Raw genomic sequence first — 15780 nt, 5'->3', positions numbered from 1 at the left:
GAACAACAAGATGAAGACGCGTACTTATCTTGCCGCGATCGTCCTGACCGTCCTCGTACCGCTGCTGGCGCTGTCCGGCTGGGGCTTGTACCTGCTGCTGGAAGAGGAGAAGGAATCGCGCCTGCTGACGGTCGAGGCGCGCGCGCGCTCGATCGCGCTGTCGATCGACAAGGAACTGGTGCGGGCCGAGGGCGCCTTGCGCGTGATCGGCCAGACCGAGCAGATGGCCAGGGAAGAGTTCCAGCCCCTGTACGAGTTGATGCGCAAGACGATCACGTCGCCCGATTCCTGGGCCGTGCTCTACGACGCCGAAGGACGCATGCTGCTGCACACCCACCATCCCTACGGCACCCGTTTCGACGAAGGGCCGGACACCTGGGTGCCGCAGGCGATCGCGTTGCGCAAGACGAGCGTGTCGAACCTGCGCGAGGGGCGCGCCGGCAAGTGGAAGGTGGTGTCGGTCAACCTGCCCGTGAAAAGCGCCAGCGGGCGCCAGTTCCTGCTCTCGCATACCTTCCATGTGAGCCATATCACGGCCCTGCTGCATCGTGCGGAGCTGCCGCCGGCCTGGGTGGTCGGCGTGTTCGGCGCCGACGGCATCTCGATCGCCCGCAACCTGCGCGAGCAGGAATTCGTCGGCAAGCCCGTCAAGCCCGAGTTGTACGAGGCCTCGCACCAGCGTGCCAGCGGGCGGCTGAAGAACGTGACGCGCGACGGAATGCTGGCCTACAACACCTTCACCCACACCACGCGCGCCGACTGGACCGTCGCCATCGCCGCTCCGCAGGAAGAGATCAACCGGCCGGCGCGCACCGCCACGCTGATCGCCGGATGCGTGCTGCTGTTCGCCCTGGGCAGCGCGGTGCTGGGCATCGTCCTGTTCGCCCGGCGCCTGACCGCTTCCTTCGACCTCGCCCTCGACGCCGCCAAGTCCCTGGAACTGGGCAAGATGCCGGTGGTCCAGCCCTCGGGGGTGGTCGAAGCCGACGTGCTGCAGCGCGCCCTGCACGATGCCGGCGCCAAGCTCGAAGCGGAGAACGAGGCCCGCCAGCGCCTCGAGCGCGAACGCGAGCAGTTGCTGCGCAACGAACGCGAGGCCAGGCGCGCGGCCGAGAACCAGAACAACGCCAAGGACGAGTTCCTCGCCATGCTGGCCCACGAACTGCGCAACCCGCTCGCACCCATCGTCGCGGCCGCCCACATGCTCAAGCTCGCGGGCCGCGACGAAGCGAGCGTGCAGCGCACCGGCGACATCATCATCCGCCAGGCCGACCACCTCAAATCCCTGATCCACGACCTGCTGGACGTCTCGCGCGTGACGCGGGGACTGGTGTCGGTCGACCGCCAGCCGGTCGGCATGGGCGCGGTCGTCACCAGCGCCATCGAGCAGGCGCAGCCCCTGCTCGACTCGCGCAAGCACACCCTCGCGCTGGACATGCGCGCCGCCGACGCCGTGGTCCTCGGCGACAAGAAGCGCCTGGTGCAGGTGGTCGCCAACCTGTTGAACAATGCGGCGAAATACACGCCGCCGGGCGGCCGCATCGCATTGACGGCCGAGACCCGCGCGGGGCAGCTGGTGCTGGCCGTGTCCGACAACGGCATCGGCATCGACCCCGAGCTGCTGCCCCACGTCTTCGACCTGTTCAGGCAGGCACAGCGGACGGCCGACCGCTCGCAGGGCGGCCTCGGACTGGGCCTGGCGTTGGTGCGCAGCATCATGGAACTGCACGGGGGCCAGGTGAGCGCCGCCAGCGAAGGCATCGGCAAGGGCGCCTGCTTCACCCTCACCCTGCCCCTGCATGCGGGAGACGCGGCGCAGGCGCGCGTCGCGCACGACGCGGCCCGCAGCGGCGCCGAACCGGTCCGCTTGATGATCGTCGACGACAACGTCGATGCGGCGCGCACGCTCGCCAACCTGCTGGAGGCCAAGGGGCACCACGTGTCGGTGATGGCGAACGCGCACAGCGCCCTCGAGGAAAGCCTGCGCAGGCCGCTGCCGCTCTACATCCTGGACATCGGCTTGCCGGACGTCGACGGCTACGAGCTGGCGCGCCGCCTGCGCGCCGCGCCCGCCACCGCCGGCGCGGTGCTGGTCGCGCTGACCGGCTACGGCCAGATGCACGACCAGGCCATGGCCTTCGCGGCAGGCTTCGACCACCACTTCGTCAAGCCGATCGACATCGCGGCGCTCGACCGCATCCTGCTTGAGGTCGCGCAGTCGCAAGCGCGGCAGGCCGTCTGCGGCTAGTGGCGCTGCCGGGCCCTCAGTGCCGGCGGGCGGCGCCCGGCGCGGCGGGCACGAGTTCGGTGAACTCCAGCGTTCCCCCGGACAGCAGCGCCATCTCGTCGTGGCGGTAGCCGCACAGGGCAGTGGCCAGCATGAGCGGCACTTCGAACAGGCAGTCGACCTGCGCATCGGCGCCGCCCTGTTCGTCCTGGGTCGCTCGCATTTCGGCATGGATCGCCCCGAGCAGCGCAGGCGGCGTGCCGTCCACCGCCAGGTGGTACAGCCCCTGTTCCGACAGGTGCACGACATCCCAGAGCTTGGCCCCGTCCTTGTACTGGAAGGCGGCGCTTGCCATGACGTGTTCCTCGACCTGGCAGCCGAGCGCCTCGCAGCCCGCGGACAGCCGGGCCATGCTGGCCGCCTGGGTGGCCGGGTGCGCCATGTCGTTGAAGAACACCAGGTAGCCGCCTCCCGGCAGCGCGGCGCCCGATACCGGGCTGTCGTTGGCCGCGTCGGGCGCGCCCGTGTCGGCCAGCGACAGCCGGGCGAGTATGTCTTCCTTGGTCTTGCCGCGTACCAGAATCCAGGCGATGGAATAGCCCATGTGCTGCGTCCTTTCGAGAGCTCGCTTGCTTGGCGCCAGTGTGGGGCAATCCCCGGCGCTTGGCAAATCCCGGCGTCCTACATTGCCAACAGGAAGCACCTGATGCTAATGTCGGGCTTCCTACGCATAGACGTTCCAGATCGGAGATCACATGAAGCGGGTTACTGGCATCGGCGGCATCTTTTTCCACGCACAAGACCCGGTGGCGCTGCGCGCCTGGTACGGGCGCCATCTCGGCGTCGACGTGCTCGACTGGGGCGGCGCGGCCTTCACCTGGGACGAGGCGGCGCGCCAGCCGGACGGCGGGGTCACCATCTGGTCGATCGGCCAGGCCGGCAACGAGCACTTCGCGCCAGGCAAGGCGAACTTCATGATCAACTACCGGGTCGCCGACCTGGACGCCTTGCTGCAGGCCCTGCGCGAGGAGGGCTGCGCGGTGCTGGACAAGACCGAGGATTCCGAATTCGGCAAATTCGGCTGGGTCGTCGACCCGGAGGGCAACAAGGTCGAACTGTGGGAGCCGCCTTCTGGCCAGTGAGCAAGCAAGCGCTATAGTTCTTGACCCTTGGTTGAGCATGAACTATCGTAGCCCGGACGCTCGATGGCAGCCTCTGCCGCACGCGACTCGGAGCGATTCGCTCCATACCGCATCTATATGACTTTCGGCCCTAGCCAGCCTTCATGCACCAACCGATTACCTTCCCGCCCGCCGACGAAGTCCGATACCTTATCGATGAAGCCATGCAGTCTGCCCTTCGCGAAAGCGAGGCAGGCTGCGCCGAGCAGGCAAGCGCGCTGTACCGCGCCGTCCTCGAGCTCTCGCCTGGCCATGCTGAAGCACACTTTAGACTGGGTATGCTCGAACAACAGGTGCAAGAGTTCGCATCGGCCATTCAGCATTTCGCCAGTGCACTGCAGGGCGATCCCAGCCACGAACGCTATTGGCTTAGCTATATCGACGCCCTCCTGGCTGCGCGCCAGTTCAGTACCGCGCGTGAAGTGCTTGAACTGGGGCGGCGCCACTGCCTGCAAGGAGCGCAGGTCGAACGCGTCGAAAGGCAGCTGCTTGACCTCGGCTCACCACCGATGCAGGAGATCGACCATGCTGCCGACCTGTTCGCACGCGGGATGGTCGACGCCGCTGGCGCCGCCGCGCGGACGCTCGCAGAACGATTTCCACAGCATGCTTTTGGCTGGAAGCTACTCGGTGCCGTTTTACGCCAGCAAGGAGACCTGCCAGGCGCCCTGGATGCCATGCAGCGTGCGATGAAGTACGCCCCTGACGACGCCGAAACGCTCAGCAACCTGGGCTTGTTGCTGCAGGAAACCGGGAAGCTTGCGCAAGCCGAGCATGTGTTGCGGCAGTCCATCGCGCTGCAGCCCGACAGCAGCCATGCCCACAACCACGTGGCGCTGGTGCTGATGGAGTCGGGACGGCTGGAAGAAGCGCATGCCAGCGCCAGCGTAGCGCTCGCACTCGACCCCAGCCATATCGAAGCCGGCAATACGCTCGCCATGTCCCTCGACCGCCAGGGCCGTTGCGACGAGGCGGTCAGCGCCTATCGCCGTGTGCTCGAACAGGCACCGGACCGTGCCGACGTCCACAGCAATATGCTGTTTTGCATGAGCCGGATGGAAGACATCGATCCTGCCGAACTGTTTGTCGAACATCGCCGGTTTGGCGAGCGTCTGGAACAACGCCTCGGGGCGCCGCGCACCTGGGACAACCCGCCTGACCCGGAAAAGCGCCTGCGCATCGGCTTCGTGTCGGGCGACCTGCGTAACCATGCGCTCGCCAGTTTCGTCGAACCGGTGTTCGAGCGTCTGGCCGGACGGCCCGGCGTATCGCTGAATGCCTACTATACCTATCCCGTGCACGACGCCGTCACGACGCGCCTGCGCGGCTACATGGACGAATGGCGCGACGTCGCCACACTCGGCGACGCCGCGCTGGACGAGCTGATCCGATCCGACAGCATCGATATCCTGATCGACCTCGCGGGCCATACCGCCTACAACCGGCTGCCCCTGTTTGCGCGCAAGCCGGCGCCGCTGCAGGCAACCTGGGTTGGCTACCCGGGAACCACCGGCCTGCGGGCGATGGATTACTACCTGACCGACCGTGTCTTGCTGCCGCCCGGGCAATACGACCATCTGTTCACAGAAAAGCTGCTGCACCTGCCGGTGACGGCGCCGTTCCAGCCGCTAGCGGACGCGCCCGGCCTGGCGCCGCTGCCGGCGCTGGCCAACGGCCACGTCACCTTCGGCAGTTTCAACCGCCTGAACAAGATCAGCCGCAACGTGGTTGCCGTCTGGGGCAGGCTGCTGCGCGCCCTGCCAGATGCGCATCTGCTGGTGGCTGGCATGCCGGAAGGCGACGGCCACCAGCACCTGCTGGCCTGGCTGGCTGCGGAAGGCGTCGGCGCGCAGCGCGTGCGCTTCCATCCGCGTAGCGGCATGCACGATTATCTGGCCTTGCACAACGAGGTCGACATCAACCTGGATACCTTCCCGTATTCGGGTGGCACGACCACCTTGCATGCGATGTACATGGGCGTGCCTACCCTGACGCTGGCCGGAGACACGGCAGCCGGGCGCCAGACTGCCTGCATTCTCGAGCATAACGGTCTGACACAATTCATCAGCCGCGACGCAGACGAATTCGTCGCCAAGGGCCTTGCCGCCTGCGCCGACCTGACAGCGCTGGGCGCGCTGCGCGCCGCGCTGCGCAAGCAATTCCCACCGCCGTCGTCGATCGACATGACCCATGTCGCCGACGGCGTCGAAAACGCGCTGCGCCTGATGTGGCGACGCTGGTGCGCCGGCCTGCCGGCCGAAACCTTCGAAGCGCCGCTGGTGCTGCCCCAGGCGGCGCCGGCGCCGATCTACGTCACCCGGCCCGACCTGCCGCCACTACAGGATTTCGTCGCTTCGCTCGAACAGATCTGGGAGAGCAAATTCCTGACCAATGGCGGCTGCTTCCACCAGCAGCTGGAAGCGGCCCTGTGCGAGCACCTGGGCGTCGAGCACATTTCGCTGTTCGCCAACGGCACCATCGCACTGATGACGGCGCTGCAGGCGCTCGACGTCAAGGGTGAAGTCATCACCACGCCGTATTCGTTCGTGGCCACTGCTCATGCCCTTCTCTGGAACGGCCTGCAACCAGTGTTCGCCGACATCGATCCAGTCACATTCAACCTCGACCCGGCTCGGATCGAAGCGGCGATCACGCCACGCACCACGGCGATCATGCCGGTGCATTGCTACGGCAATCCCTGCGACGTCGAGGCCATCGAACGCATCGCTCGCAGACATTCGCTGAAGGTGATCTATGACGCGGCGCATGCCTTTGGCGTGCGCCAGGACGGAAGAAGCATCCTGCGTCATGGCGACCTGTCGGTGCTGAGCTTTCATGCGACCAAGGTGTTCAACACCTTCGAAGGCGGCGCCATTGTCTGCCGCGACGCCGCAACCAAGCAGCATATCGATCACTTGAAGAACTTCGGCATAGCCGACGAAGTGACGGTGGTAGCTGCCGGCATCAACGGCAAGATGAACGAGGTCAGCGCCGCGTTCGGACTACTGCAGCTCAAGGGCGTCGGGGCAGCGCTGAACAAGCGTGCCCAGGTCGCGGCGCACTACCGCCGCCTGCTGGCGGGCGTGCCGGGCATCGCTCCGATGACCGATCTGGGACATGAAGGCAATTTCGGCTATTTCCCGATCCTGGTCGACGACGCTTATCCGCTGGGCCGCGATGGCCTGTACAACAAACTGCGCGACGCGGGCATTCATGCACGCCGCTATTTTTATCCCCTGATCAGCGAATTTCCAATGTACCGCGCCATCCCGTCGGCGGCTCCGGCGGGGCTGCCGATGGCCGCTGCGGCGGCGCGACAAGTCTTGTGCCTGCCGATCTACACGACACTGGAAACGCAGGATATCGAACGCATTGTCGGCCTGATCAAAGCATCCTGAAAGAACACCATGCACGCATTTACTCCTGATTCCCTCCAGACCCGCGTCAACCTCGGCGTGTTCGACGCCAGGGAGACCTTCCTCGCAGCCGTCGACTTGTACCGCCAGGACCCGCAGTTCTGCGTCCCGGCGCAGGTGCGCGAGATCTTCGCGCGCCGCAATGCGGAGACCCCGATCGTGCTGCTCGGCCGCAGCGATTTCGGCGCCAACCTGATCCACGGCTTCGGACAGCGCGCCCGGGTCCTGCATGTGGTCGACGATTTTCGCGCCCACCGCGGCGAACAGTATCGTGGCGTCGACATCATTTCGACCGACCGCTTCCTGGAAATGGCCAGGCAAGACCCGGACCTCATCGGCATCAATGCCTGCCGCAACGACTTCTCCAGGCGCTTCTTTGACGACCTGTGCCGCAATCACCGTATTCCCCACCTGAACTTCGAACAGGCCACGCGAGCCTTCGGCCTGAGCGACGCGATGGATCCCCGCGTGGCCGACTGGGGCGGAGTGATCGCCGCGCGCTGCGCGGATTACCTGAAGCTCGGACAACGCATGGCCGACCCCTACTCGGTGGAGACACTGTACGCGGTGCTGACCTTCCACCTGACCGGCAACCCCGAGTGGTTCCTGAATGTCGCGCGGCCTTATCCGACGCTGTATGTCCGTTCGGGCCTGTTCTCCTTCAGCGAGCACGAGAAGATGGTCGACTGCGGCGCGTCGATCGGCGAATCGACGACCGCACTGATCGGCACGACCCAAGGCCGCTTCGACCGTTCCTGGATGATTGAACCGGACCGGCTCAATATCGCCACCCTTCAGGGCTTCCTCAGGAAATACGCCGGCACCCCGCATGCGCAGAAACTGTCGCTGCATCCGGTGGCCGTGGGCGAACATCCGGACAAGGTCCCGTTCAGCCACGTTGGCAACCACGGCGGGGCCGTACTGCCGCCCGAAATGGCCCAGGCCTGCCCAGTGGCCGACTTCGTGCGGGTCGAGCGCATCGATGACATCGTCGACGACCAGCCGACCATCATCAAGATGGATATCGAGGGATATGAATTGCCGGCCCTGAAAGGCGCGGCACGCACGATCCGCGCGGCCCGGCCCAAGCTGATGCTGTCGGCCTACCACCGTTCGACCGACCTGCTCGACATTCCGCAGTTCATCGACACGATCGCCCCGGATTACCGGATCGGCCTGCGCCACCATACGGAAGACCGCTGGGACACTTGCCTGTACTTTTATTGAGCGCTCCCGCAAAGAGCAAAACCGGCGGCCGGCAGCGGCTTCCGGTTCTTTTTTTACGGGTTCGGACTATTGACCGACGATGAAGATCGGGCCGTCGTGCGACGCATGCAGGAAGGTCCTGCCCGGCACATCCTTCTCGATCCGCCCCGGCCGGTCGATCACGCAGTGATCCGCGACACGCACGCCACGCCCCACCAGCACGCCCAGACCCAGCGTGACATGGGCGCCGACCTTCGCATCGCGTCCGATTACCACGCCATCATCGAGCCACGACGACTGGCCGACGCAAGCGCCGGCGCCAACGATCACGCCTGCGCCGACCACGGCGTTGCGGCCGATGGCACAGCCATGCTGGAGCATGGCGCCGGGGCCGATCCAGCAATTTTCACCAAGCACCACGCCCGTGCTTGCCAGCACACCGGGGCCCACCAGCGGCGGCATCGGCAGGCCTCGCTCTTCCAAGGCCTCCAGCAGCGCGAGACGGTTGAAATTCAGGTGCTGCTCGTCGAGCGCCACGAAGGCAGTCGCATTGGGCTGTCCGAGCGTATCGAGCACAGCCGCCAACGCCTCGCGGCCGGCGTTCAGATCAACCGTCACTGGCCGCAGGTCCAACGCCGGTTCGCATTCACGCCACGCCGCCAGCGCGCGGTCGAGCATGGGGCCGTTGCCCACCACATACTTACAGGACAATTTTTCCCTCCATCACGTCCATGTACCAAGGTTCGATTCCGGCGTTGATGTACTCATAGTCACCCAGCTGCGCCGGCCGGGACGCCGGATGCAGGGTGCGCTGCACCTGTTCGAGGACGCCGATGTCTTCGCTCAGGATGACGTCGGTGCTCAGCATAAGGTCGTGCAAGACCGCAGGCGACGAGGCATACGGCTGCTTCTTCTTCGCAGTCAGGTAGTACACGACCATCCGGGTGCGGTCGGGGCCGACCGGAATGTGGTGCTCGATGGTGAAGGTATAGCCGCCGGTGGGCGACGCGATATGCAGGTTCGGGAACACCAGCCAGTTGTAGTACCAGTCCTGGTCACGGTAGCGCTCCACATTATCGAACCAGTATTGGTGCGGGATATGCTCGATCGGCTCGTCGCGCCCGCCGCCGCTGAAACTGCGCAGCAACGCCATCGCGCGTGCCTTGTCCGGAATGCCGTCCGCGCGCATGCGCCGCAGGCTGACCAGTGCATCTTCGTCAACGAAAGCATTGAAGGTGGCGTACTTGCCCAGGGTCTGGGCATGGACGAAAGTGGGGTGGTTCGCGTCGCGCAGGTTTTCGTAGACCAGCTTCCAGTTAAAGCGAGCATCGTATGTCGTCATCACGACTTCGCTATCGAAGGCCAGCGAGGAATGCGCCAGCGAGGCGGTCATGGCTGCGCCGAACTGCTGCCTGATCGGCATCGGTTCCGGGGACAGGTTGATGAACACCAGGTTGCCAATGCATTCCAGCGCAAAGCGACGCAGGTGCAGACAGGCGCGCTCCTCCTGCGGATAGCGATACAGCTCCGCATCGAAAGGGATATGAGCAGGTGCGCCTTCGCTGTCGAAGTTCCAGCCGTGGTAACCGCAGGTAAGTGCGCGCACCCCATGCGCTGCGGTCTGGATCGGGTTCTGGCGATGCGGGCAGACGTTCTCGAAGGCGCGCAGCTCGCCACGGAAGTTCTGCACTACGACCGGGATGCCAAACAGCTGACAGGTAAGGAAAGCGTTGTGCTTGTCCAGCATCCCCTTGAGCCCGACGAACTGCCAGAGCGGCTTGAACAACAGCTCGCGTTCGCGCTCGAACCAGTCCTGGTCAATATAGGCCTGTGGTGGTAAACGTGATTGCATTATTTGAACCTGAAGATCTTGGCGGGATTGCCGATCATGGTGACGCCTGGCGGTACATCCTTCATGACCACGCTGCCGGCACCGATAACGGCGCCGGCGCCGATCTTGACGCCGGGCAGGATGGTGGCGTGCGGGTTGATGACGACATCGTCGCCGATCTCGGCGCCACCGCCGATGAAGACAAAGGAATTGATGGTGACGTACGAGCCGATCTTCACCTGGTAGCCGATCACGACCGTCGACTGGACGATGACGAAGTCACCGATACGGTTATCGACACCGATGCGCACCTCGAAATCAAACATGCAGCCCTGGCCCATGACGATCCCGGTGGCGCTGCGCAGGCCGGTGCAAAGATTGATGAACCTGGCGCCTTTTTCCAGCAGCGGCGCCGTGTACTTGCGCCGCATCCCGGGGTCGCCCAGCGCACACAGGAACCGGTCGTTGGACCGGGGTTCGTAAGTGAACGGATCGCCGACGACCGGCCTTGGCGACGTTGCCGCCAGTTCTGCACGGCTGTCGAGGAACCCGGTTGCGCGCCACAGCCTGCCGCTGTCGGGGTCGCTGTCCGCAGTGCACAGCATCGAGCGGCCGAAGCCGCCCGCGCTGATGATCAACACGTCCCACAATTGCGGTGCCGGATCCCGGTCCGAGTTCATGTCCATGCAAGCCCTCCGTCGAGGTCGAGACTGATGCCGGTGACCTTGCGACTGGCGTCGGCCAGCAGGTAGATCACGGCGTAGGCGACGTCTTCCGGCTGGCCGATGCCGAACGGGTAATGCTTCGTTTTTTCGGCCAGAAAGGCGGGATCGGTGTTCACCAGCGGCGTTTCCACCATGGCCGGCGCCACTGCATTGGCGCGCATGCCGCGCGGCGCAACTTCAAGCGCCAGGTTGCGGAGGAAACCTTCGAGCGCGGCTTTCGAGGCCGAATAAGCACCCACCCCGACCGTACCGGTATGAGCCGCAATCGACGACAGGAACACGATCGAGGCGCCGTCGCGCAAGGTCTTCTTGAACAGCAAGCGCTGGGTCAGCATGACGGGAGCCGCGAAGTTCGCCCCCATCACCGAGTCGAGCAAACTTCGCTGCAGCATGCGCACCGGCGCGAAGCCGGTGATGCCGGCCGCATGTACCACGCCGTCCAGCATGCCGGCCTGTTCGGCCAGCGCCGCCAGCTGGGCCGCGTCGGTCAGGTCGGCCGGCACGGCCTGGTGCCCGGCGTGCGTGCCCGGCATGACTGGGGGTGCCAGTTCGGCGAGCGTTGCTTCCAGGCGCACGCGGTCGCGCCCGGTCAGGACCAGGCTGGCGCCCGCCTGTGCACAGGCGAGGGCGGCGGCGCGCCCGATGCCGCTGGAGGCGCCGGTCACGAGCACGCGCTTGCCGTGCAGATGAAAAGGATGGTTCGTCATGCGATGTTCCGAAGTCCTCAACGTACGTGCAGCGACAGCCCGCCATCGATCACGAGTGAAGCACGCGACACCCAGCGGCTGGCCGGTGCCAGCAGGTAGGCGATGCCGGCGGCGACATCATCGGCGTCAATCGGACCCAGCGGGGCCGGACCGTGAGCGCCGACGGGCTGTGCAGTGTCGATCAGGCCGGGCGCCACACAGTTGGCGCGAACGCCCTGCCCGGCATGCTCGGCCGCGATGACGCGCACCGCAGCATTCAACGCCGCCATGCTGGCGGCATGCGCCGCAGAGCCGCCGAAGGTCCAGTGCTGGGCGGCGCCCGTGACATACACAAGCGAGGCTTGGTCGCCGATTTTTTGACGCGCCAGCAACTCTTGGGTCAGCAGCAGGGGCGCGTTGACATTCACCCCGAATACGGCGTCCAGGTGCTGCTGCGTGAGGGCCACGGGTAGCTGCGCCCCGGTACCAGTGGCGAAAACGCAGGCGTCAAGCACCGGCAGCGCATCGACCAGCGCCTCGCGCGCGGCTGCGTCTGTCAGGTCGCCGGTCAGGTGCGGTGCCAAGGCGGTATGGCCGCCGCCTTCGAGGGAATTGCGTACCTGCTCCAGCCTTTCACGGTTGCGTCCACACAGTGTGAGGTTTGCCCCCAGCCGCGCGCACAGGCGGGCCGTCGCCGCACCAATACCCGATGAGGCCCCGATGACCAGCACCTGCTTGCCGGCGAGGCTGAAAGGCGAAGAGGTCACGATTCGATCAGTTCGGGGAATACCGCATTCTCGATGTCGACGATGCAGCTGCCCCAGGAGAGGCCGATGCCGAAGCCCGACATCAGCACTTTCTTCCTGCCTTCCAAAAGCGCATCGCGAATACGCGCCGTCATGGTCACCGGGATCGAGGCGCCGCTGGTGTTGCCGAAGTCGTGCAGCGTCGAGGGCACCTTGTCCGGATCCAGGCCCAGCTTCTTGCGGATGGTCTCGTTGATCATCTTGTTGGCCTGGTGGAAGATGAAATAATCGACATCGGCGACCGGACACTGCGCGAACTCGAGCAGGTTGCGTACCGCGGGCGGCACCCTCTGGGTCGAAAAGCTCAGCACGGCCGGGCCATCGAGGACCAGCGCTGACGGACTGCGCCAGATGCCGTCGTCGTCCTTGAACGGCAGCGCGTGCTGCAGCCCGTAAGGCTCGCGGTGACCGCCTGCCGGCAGCATGATCGCCTCATAGCCGCTGCCGTCGCTGTTGAGGTCGAAGTACATCGGCGGCGCGTCGGGATCGTATTCGAGCGCAGTGGCAGTGCCCGCATCCGAAAACAGCGGGTCGATCACCGACGCAGCCTTGTCTCCGACCAGCAGCATGCCCTTCCTGATGCCTCCCGAGGCCATCATTGCGCCCAGCACATGCAAACCGAACGCGTAGGCGGAGCAGCCCAGGTTGATATCAAAGGCGATCGTGGTCGGCTTGAGCTGGAGCCGGTTCTGCAGGATGATGGCGGTGCCGGGAATGAGGTAGTCAGGCGACTGGGTGACGACGATGAGGGCGTCGATCTCGTCACGTCCCCAATTCAGCTCGGCGAGCAGGCGCTCGGTCGCATCGAAGGCGAGATCCGAAAAATATTGCCACTCGGAGCAGATGCGGCGCGTCTCGATACCGATATTCCGCACGATTCGCTCACGGGCCGAACGGATTTGCGGCGGACAGTCCTTGATGTTCGAGAGGATACGCCTGGGCACGCAGGAAGCCATGCCGGCGTAACGGACATTGCGAACGATTGCCTGCGCCATGATCAGCCGATCAGCTTGTACACGTCGCTGACCAGTTGGCATTCCACCAGGTCCTTGCCCGTGATTGCCTTGTCATATTCCATGTCGAACATGATAATGACACCTAGCGCCGCCAGCGAGTCCCACTCGGCCAGCGCCTTCAGGTTGGTATCACCGGTAAGGTCGACGTCGTCCTGGAAGTCGACGGCGTTCTTGAATTTTTCGACAAATTGCTCGAGGGTGTCCATTGCTGCCTTCATATAGAATGCTTACAAACAACGCACGCCACAGCAAGGTGGACGGATGGCGTTGACTTAGAGGAAGCACTATAAAGCAAACCAAATAGCTAGGGAACAACCAAGGGCGATTTTGGCATAGATGAAGCAGGGCGCGGCGCCCCGCCTGGCCACCCGGCGTGCGCCGTTCCTGTTACTGTGCCAGCGCGGCGCGCTGGCGCTCTTCCTGCTCGCGCAGCTCCGGGGTCATGGCCTCGCCGAAGTCTTCCATGTCGAAGATCTGGCGGATCTCGATCTCGGCTTCGCCGCCCATCATCGGCATCGGCACCCGCTTGACCCATTCGATCGCTTCTTCCTTCGAGTTCAGCTTCCAGATCCAGAAGCCGGCCAGCAATTCCTTGGTCTCGGCGAAGGGGCCGTCGACCACGCGAACATTTCCACTTTTATCGAAATGAACGCGGGCACCGCGCGAGGACGGATGCAGGCCTTCGCCCGACACCATCACGCCGGCCTTGATCAGCTCGTCATTGAAGTTGCCCATTTCAGTGAGCAATTTCTCGTCAGGCATTTCCCCTGCTTCGCTGTGCTTGTCCGCTTTCAGCAAGATCATGAATCGCATCGCATCCTCCGTTCCGGTTGGTTGACGTGGCGGCCCGGTCGATCGGATTGCCGCCATTGACACTACGACGATCGGCGCGGCCGCGATTCGACATCGCCGCCCGGATTTTTTTAATTCTTTTCCAGCGGCGCCAGGTCCAGGATCGCATCGAAGGCCGCACAGGCGCCGGCGCAGGCCTCGGCAATCTCCGCCGGGCCGGTGATGCGCGCACGCAGCGCCACCATGAAGGCACGCCAGCGCGGGCCCGGACCGCCCTCCTCGCCGCGCAGGTAGCGCAGCGGATGCGGGGCCAGCGGCCCGGCCAGCTTGCCGTACAGGACGGCGCCGCCCAGCTGCGAGCCTTCGATCACATAGGCCACGCCCCAGCGCCAGGCGGCGCTGGCGTCCTGGGGCCAGGCCGGGGCCGGACGCAGGGGCGGCACCTCGGGCATGCCGGGCTCGGCAAGATCGGCCTGGATCAGGGCCAGGCGCGCGGCGGCCGGCAACGTGGGCTCGGCCTGGGGGCCGTCGGCAAAGCCGGCCAGCCAGCGTTCGAGCGGCGCCAGCCAGTCGCGCACCATGACCAGGTGGGCGGCGTAGTCGTCGAGGGAAGGAAGGGGTGCGGACAGCGGCAGGCCGCTATCGAGCCGCTCGTGCCGCGAGGCAGTCGCAGTCCGCAGCGCGGCCAGTACGTCGGTGTCGCGCGCGGAATCGTTGAAACGGTTCATGGTGCTCGGTAAGCGGCGAATCTGCCATCTTACCAGTTGCGGGGGCCTCAGTCTGTCACCGGCTCCGGATATTCCACCGAAAGAATCTCCAGCTCGTCCGTGCCGAGCGGCGTCTGCAGCGTGATGACATCGCCTTCGCGCGCCTTGGTCAGCGCGCGCGCCACCGGCGACACCCAGCTGATCTTGCCGCGCAGCGGGTCGAGCTCGTCGACGCCGACGATGGTCACGGTATGCTCCTCGCCCGCCTTGTTGAGGTAGGTGACGGTGGCGCCGAAGAAAACCTGGTCGTTGCCATGATGCACGCTCGGGTCGACCACGAAGGCCGAATCCATGCGCTTGGTGAGGAAGCGGATGCGGCGGTCGATCTCGCGCAGGCGGCGCTTGCCGTAGATGTAGTCGCCGTTTTCCGAACGGTCGCCGTTCGAGGCGGCCCAATGCACGACCTTGACCACCTCGGGGCGGTCGACGTCGATCAGTTGCAGGAGCTCGTCCTTGATGGCCTTGTAGCCGGCCGGCGTGATGTAGTTCTTGGCCCCGGCGGGAATCGCCTGGGCCAGCGCCAACGCCTCGGCGTCATCGTCGTCGTTGTCGGACTCTTTTACGAATGCCTTGTTCATGGGGCTTATTGTAACGGCAAGCAGCGCCCGCAGGCCCACGCTTCCCGTATCATGTACTCCATGAAACGAGCACACGCACGATCCCGGCTGCTCGCGCCCCTGGTCCAGCTGGCGGCGCTGGTGCTGCTCGCCGAGGCCTGGACCTGGGACCTCGGCAGCCGCGCGGCCGCCCGCCTGGCCGCCTGGCCGCCGCTGCGCCGGCTCGAGGCGCACGTCCGTGCCTTGCCGGCCTGGGCCGCCCTGTGCGCCTTCGTGCTGCCCGGATTGCTGCTCCTGCCCGTCAAGCTGCTTGCCCTGCTCGCCGTCGCCCACGGCCATGCGCTGGCCGGCCTGGCCGGCTTCGTGGCCGCCAAGCTGGGCGGCGCCGTGGTGGTGGCGCGCATCTACGTGCTGACCCTGCCCACCCTGCTCACCCTCGTCTGGTTCGCGCGCTGGCACGGCGGCTTCCTGCGGCTGAAGGAGCGCCTGCTGGCCGCCCTGCACGCCAGCAGCTTCTGGCGCCGGGTGCGCGCCGCCGTGGCGGCCGCGCGGCGCCGCCTGCGCCGGCTG

At 65.5% G+C, this 15780-nt stretch carries 16 protein-coding genes and 1 pseudogene; 6 read left to right on the top strand and 11 right to left on the bottom strand.

The window, feature by feature from the left end; genetic code table 11:
- The first annotated feature begins 10 nt into the window (after window positions 1-10).
- Window positions 11-2248, top strand: a complete 2238-nt coding sequence (locus ACK4S9_RS04280) for an ATP-binding protein (protein WP_409721924.1) — start codon at window positions 11-13, stop codon at window positions 2246-2248.
- A 16-nt stretch (window positions 2249-2264) separates the two neighbouring features.
- On the opposite strand, the gene ACK4S9_RS04275 is transcribed toward ACK4S9_RS04280, so the two are convergent.
- On the bottom strand, window positions 2265-2831 hold the full coding sequence (locus ACK4S9_RS04275; RefSeq protein ID WP_409721923.1) for a hypothetical protein: 567 nt from the start codon (window positions 2829-2831) through the stop codon (window positions 2265-2267).
- A gap of 151 nt (window positions 2832-2982) precedes the next feature.
- Here ACK4S9_RS04275 and ACK4S9_RS04270 point away from each other — a divergent pair, with 151 nt between their 5' ends.
- The 4 genes and pseudogenes from ACK4S9_RS04270 (at window position 2983) to ACK4S9_RS04255 (ending at window position 8051) form a co-directional block, all read left to right on the top strand.
- Window positions 2983-3369 (top strand): VOC family protein, encoded by a 387-nt coding sequence (locus tag ACK4S9_RS04270; RefSeq protein WP_409721920.1) that lies wholly within the window; start codon window positions 2983-2985, stop codon window positions 3367-3369.
- A 143-nt stretch (window positions 3370-3512) separates the two neighbouring features.
- A pseudogene (locus ACK4S9_RS04265) lies at window positions 3513-5552 on the top strand (tetratricopeptide repeat protein); the annotation flags it as partial.
- A gap of 81 nt (window positions 5553-5633) precedes the next feature.
- Entirely contained in the window at window positions 5634-6806 is a 1173-nt protein-coding gene (locus tag ACK4S9_RS04260; protein ID WP_409722295.1) for a DegT/DnrJ/EryC1/StrS family aminotransferase, read from the top strand.
- Between the two features lie 9 nt (window positions 6807-6815).
- Entirely contained in the window at window positions 6816-8051 is a 1236-nt protein-coding gene (locus tag ACK4S9_RS04255; protein WP_409721917.1) for an FkbM family methyltransferase, read from the top strand.
- A gap of 66 nt (window positions 8052-8117) precedes the next feature.
- Here ACK4S9_RS04255 and ACK4S9_RS04250 read toward each other — a convergent pair whose 3' ends face one another.
- The 10 genes from ACK4S9_RS04250 to greB all read right to left on the bottom strand — a co-directional run bounded on the left by ACK4S9_RS04250 (window position 8118) and on the right by greB (window position 15231).
- On the bottom strand, window positions 8118-8708 hold the full coding sequence (locus tag ACK4S9_RS04250; RefSeq protein ID WP_409721914.1) for a DapH/DapD/GlmU-related protein: 591 nt from the start codon (window positions 8706-8708) through the stop codon (window positions 8118-8120).
- A gap of 22 nt (window positions 8709-8730) precedes the next feature.
- Complete coding sequence (locus tag ACK4S9_RS04245; protein ID WP_409721911.1) at window positions 8731-9882, bottom strand: aromatic ring-hydroxylating oxygenase subunit alpha; 1152 nt, start codon at window positions 9880-9882, stop codon at window positions 8731-8733.
- Complete coding sequence (locus ACK4S9_RS04240) at window positions 9882-10547, bottom strand: acetyltransferase (protein ID WP_409721908.1); 666 nt, start codon at window positions 10545-10547, stop codon at window positions 9882-9884. The genes ACK4S9_RS04245 and ACK4S9_RS04240 overlap by 1 nt, the downstream gene beginning before the upstream one ends.
- Window positions 10538-11293: an SDR family NAD(P)-dependent oxidoreductase gene (locus ACK4S9_RS04235; protein WP_409721905.1), complete on the bottom strand. Its 756-nt coding sequence runs from the start codon at window positions 11291-11293 to the stop codon at window positions 10538-10540. The genes ACK4S9_RS04240 and ACK4S9_RS04235 overlap by 10 nt, the downstream gene beginning before the upstream one ends.
- 17 nt (window positions 11294-11310) lie before the next feature.
- Entirely contained in the window at window positions 11311-12039 is a 729-nt protein-coding gene (locus ACK4S9_RS04230) for an SDR family NAD(P)-dependent oxidoreductase (RefSeq protein ID WP_409721902.1), read from the bottom strand.
- A complete protein-coding gene (locus ACK4S9_RS04225; RefSeq protein ID WP_409721900.1) occupies window positions 12036-13073 on the bottom strand; it encodes a ketoacyl-ACP synthase III in 1038 nt (345 codons plus the stop codon). The genes ACK4S9_RS04230 and ACK4S9_RS04225 overlap by 4 nt, the downstream gene beginning before the upstream one ends.
- Before the next feature lie 2 nt (window positions 13074-13075).
- Window positions 13076-13300: an acyl carrier protein gene (locus ACK4S9_RS04220; RefSeq protein WP_409721897.1), complete on the bottom strand. Its 225-nt coding sequence runs from the start codon at window positions 13298-13300 to the stop codon at window positions 13076-13078.
- Between the two features lie 181 nt (window positions 13301-13481).
- Complete coding sequence (locus ACK4S9_RS04215) at window positions 13482-13907, bottom strand: YciI family protein (protein WP_409721894.1); 426 nt, start codon at window positions 13905-13907, stop codon at window positions 13482-13484.
- A 110-nt stretch (window positions 13908-14017) separates the two neighbouring features.
- Window positions 14018-14614 carry a biliverdin-producing heme oxygenase gene (locus ACK4S9_RS04210; RefSeq protein ID WP_409721892.1) on the bottom strand — a complete coding sequence of 199 codons (597 nt, stop codon included), beginning with the start codon at window positions 14612-14614 and terminating at the stop codon, window positions 14018-14020.
- A gap of 47 nt (window positions 14615-14661) precedes the next feature.
- Entirely contained in the window at window positions 14662-15231 is a 570-nt protein-coding gene (gene greB, locus ACK4S9_RS04205) for a transcription elongation factor GreB (RefSeq protein ID WP_409721889.1), read from the bottom strand.
- Between the two features lie 60 nt (window positions 15232-15291).
- Between greB and ACK4S9_RS04200 the strand changes: the two genes are divergently transcribed.
- Window positions 15292-15780, top strand: a 489-nt coding sequence (locus tag ACK4S9_RS04200; RefSeq protein ID WP_409721886.1) for a hypothetical protein, incomplete at its 3' end; no start/stop codon positions are given.

The sequence above is a fragment of the Massilia sp. genome (assembly GCF_046293535.1).
Taxonomy (GTDB): Bacteria; Pseudomonadota; Gammaproteobacteria; order Burkholderiales; family Burkholderiaceae_D; genus Telluria.
Note: the sequence above shows the minus strand (reverse complement) of the source record. Positions and strands in the feature narration are given on the sequence as shown.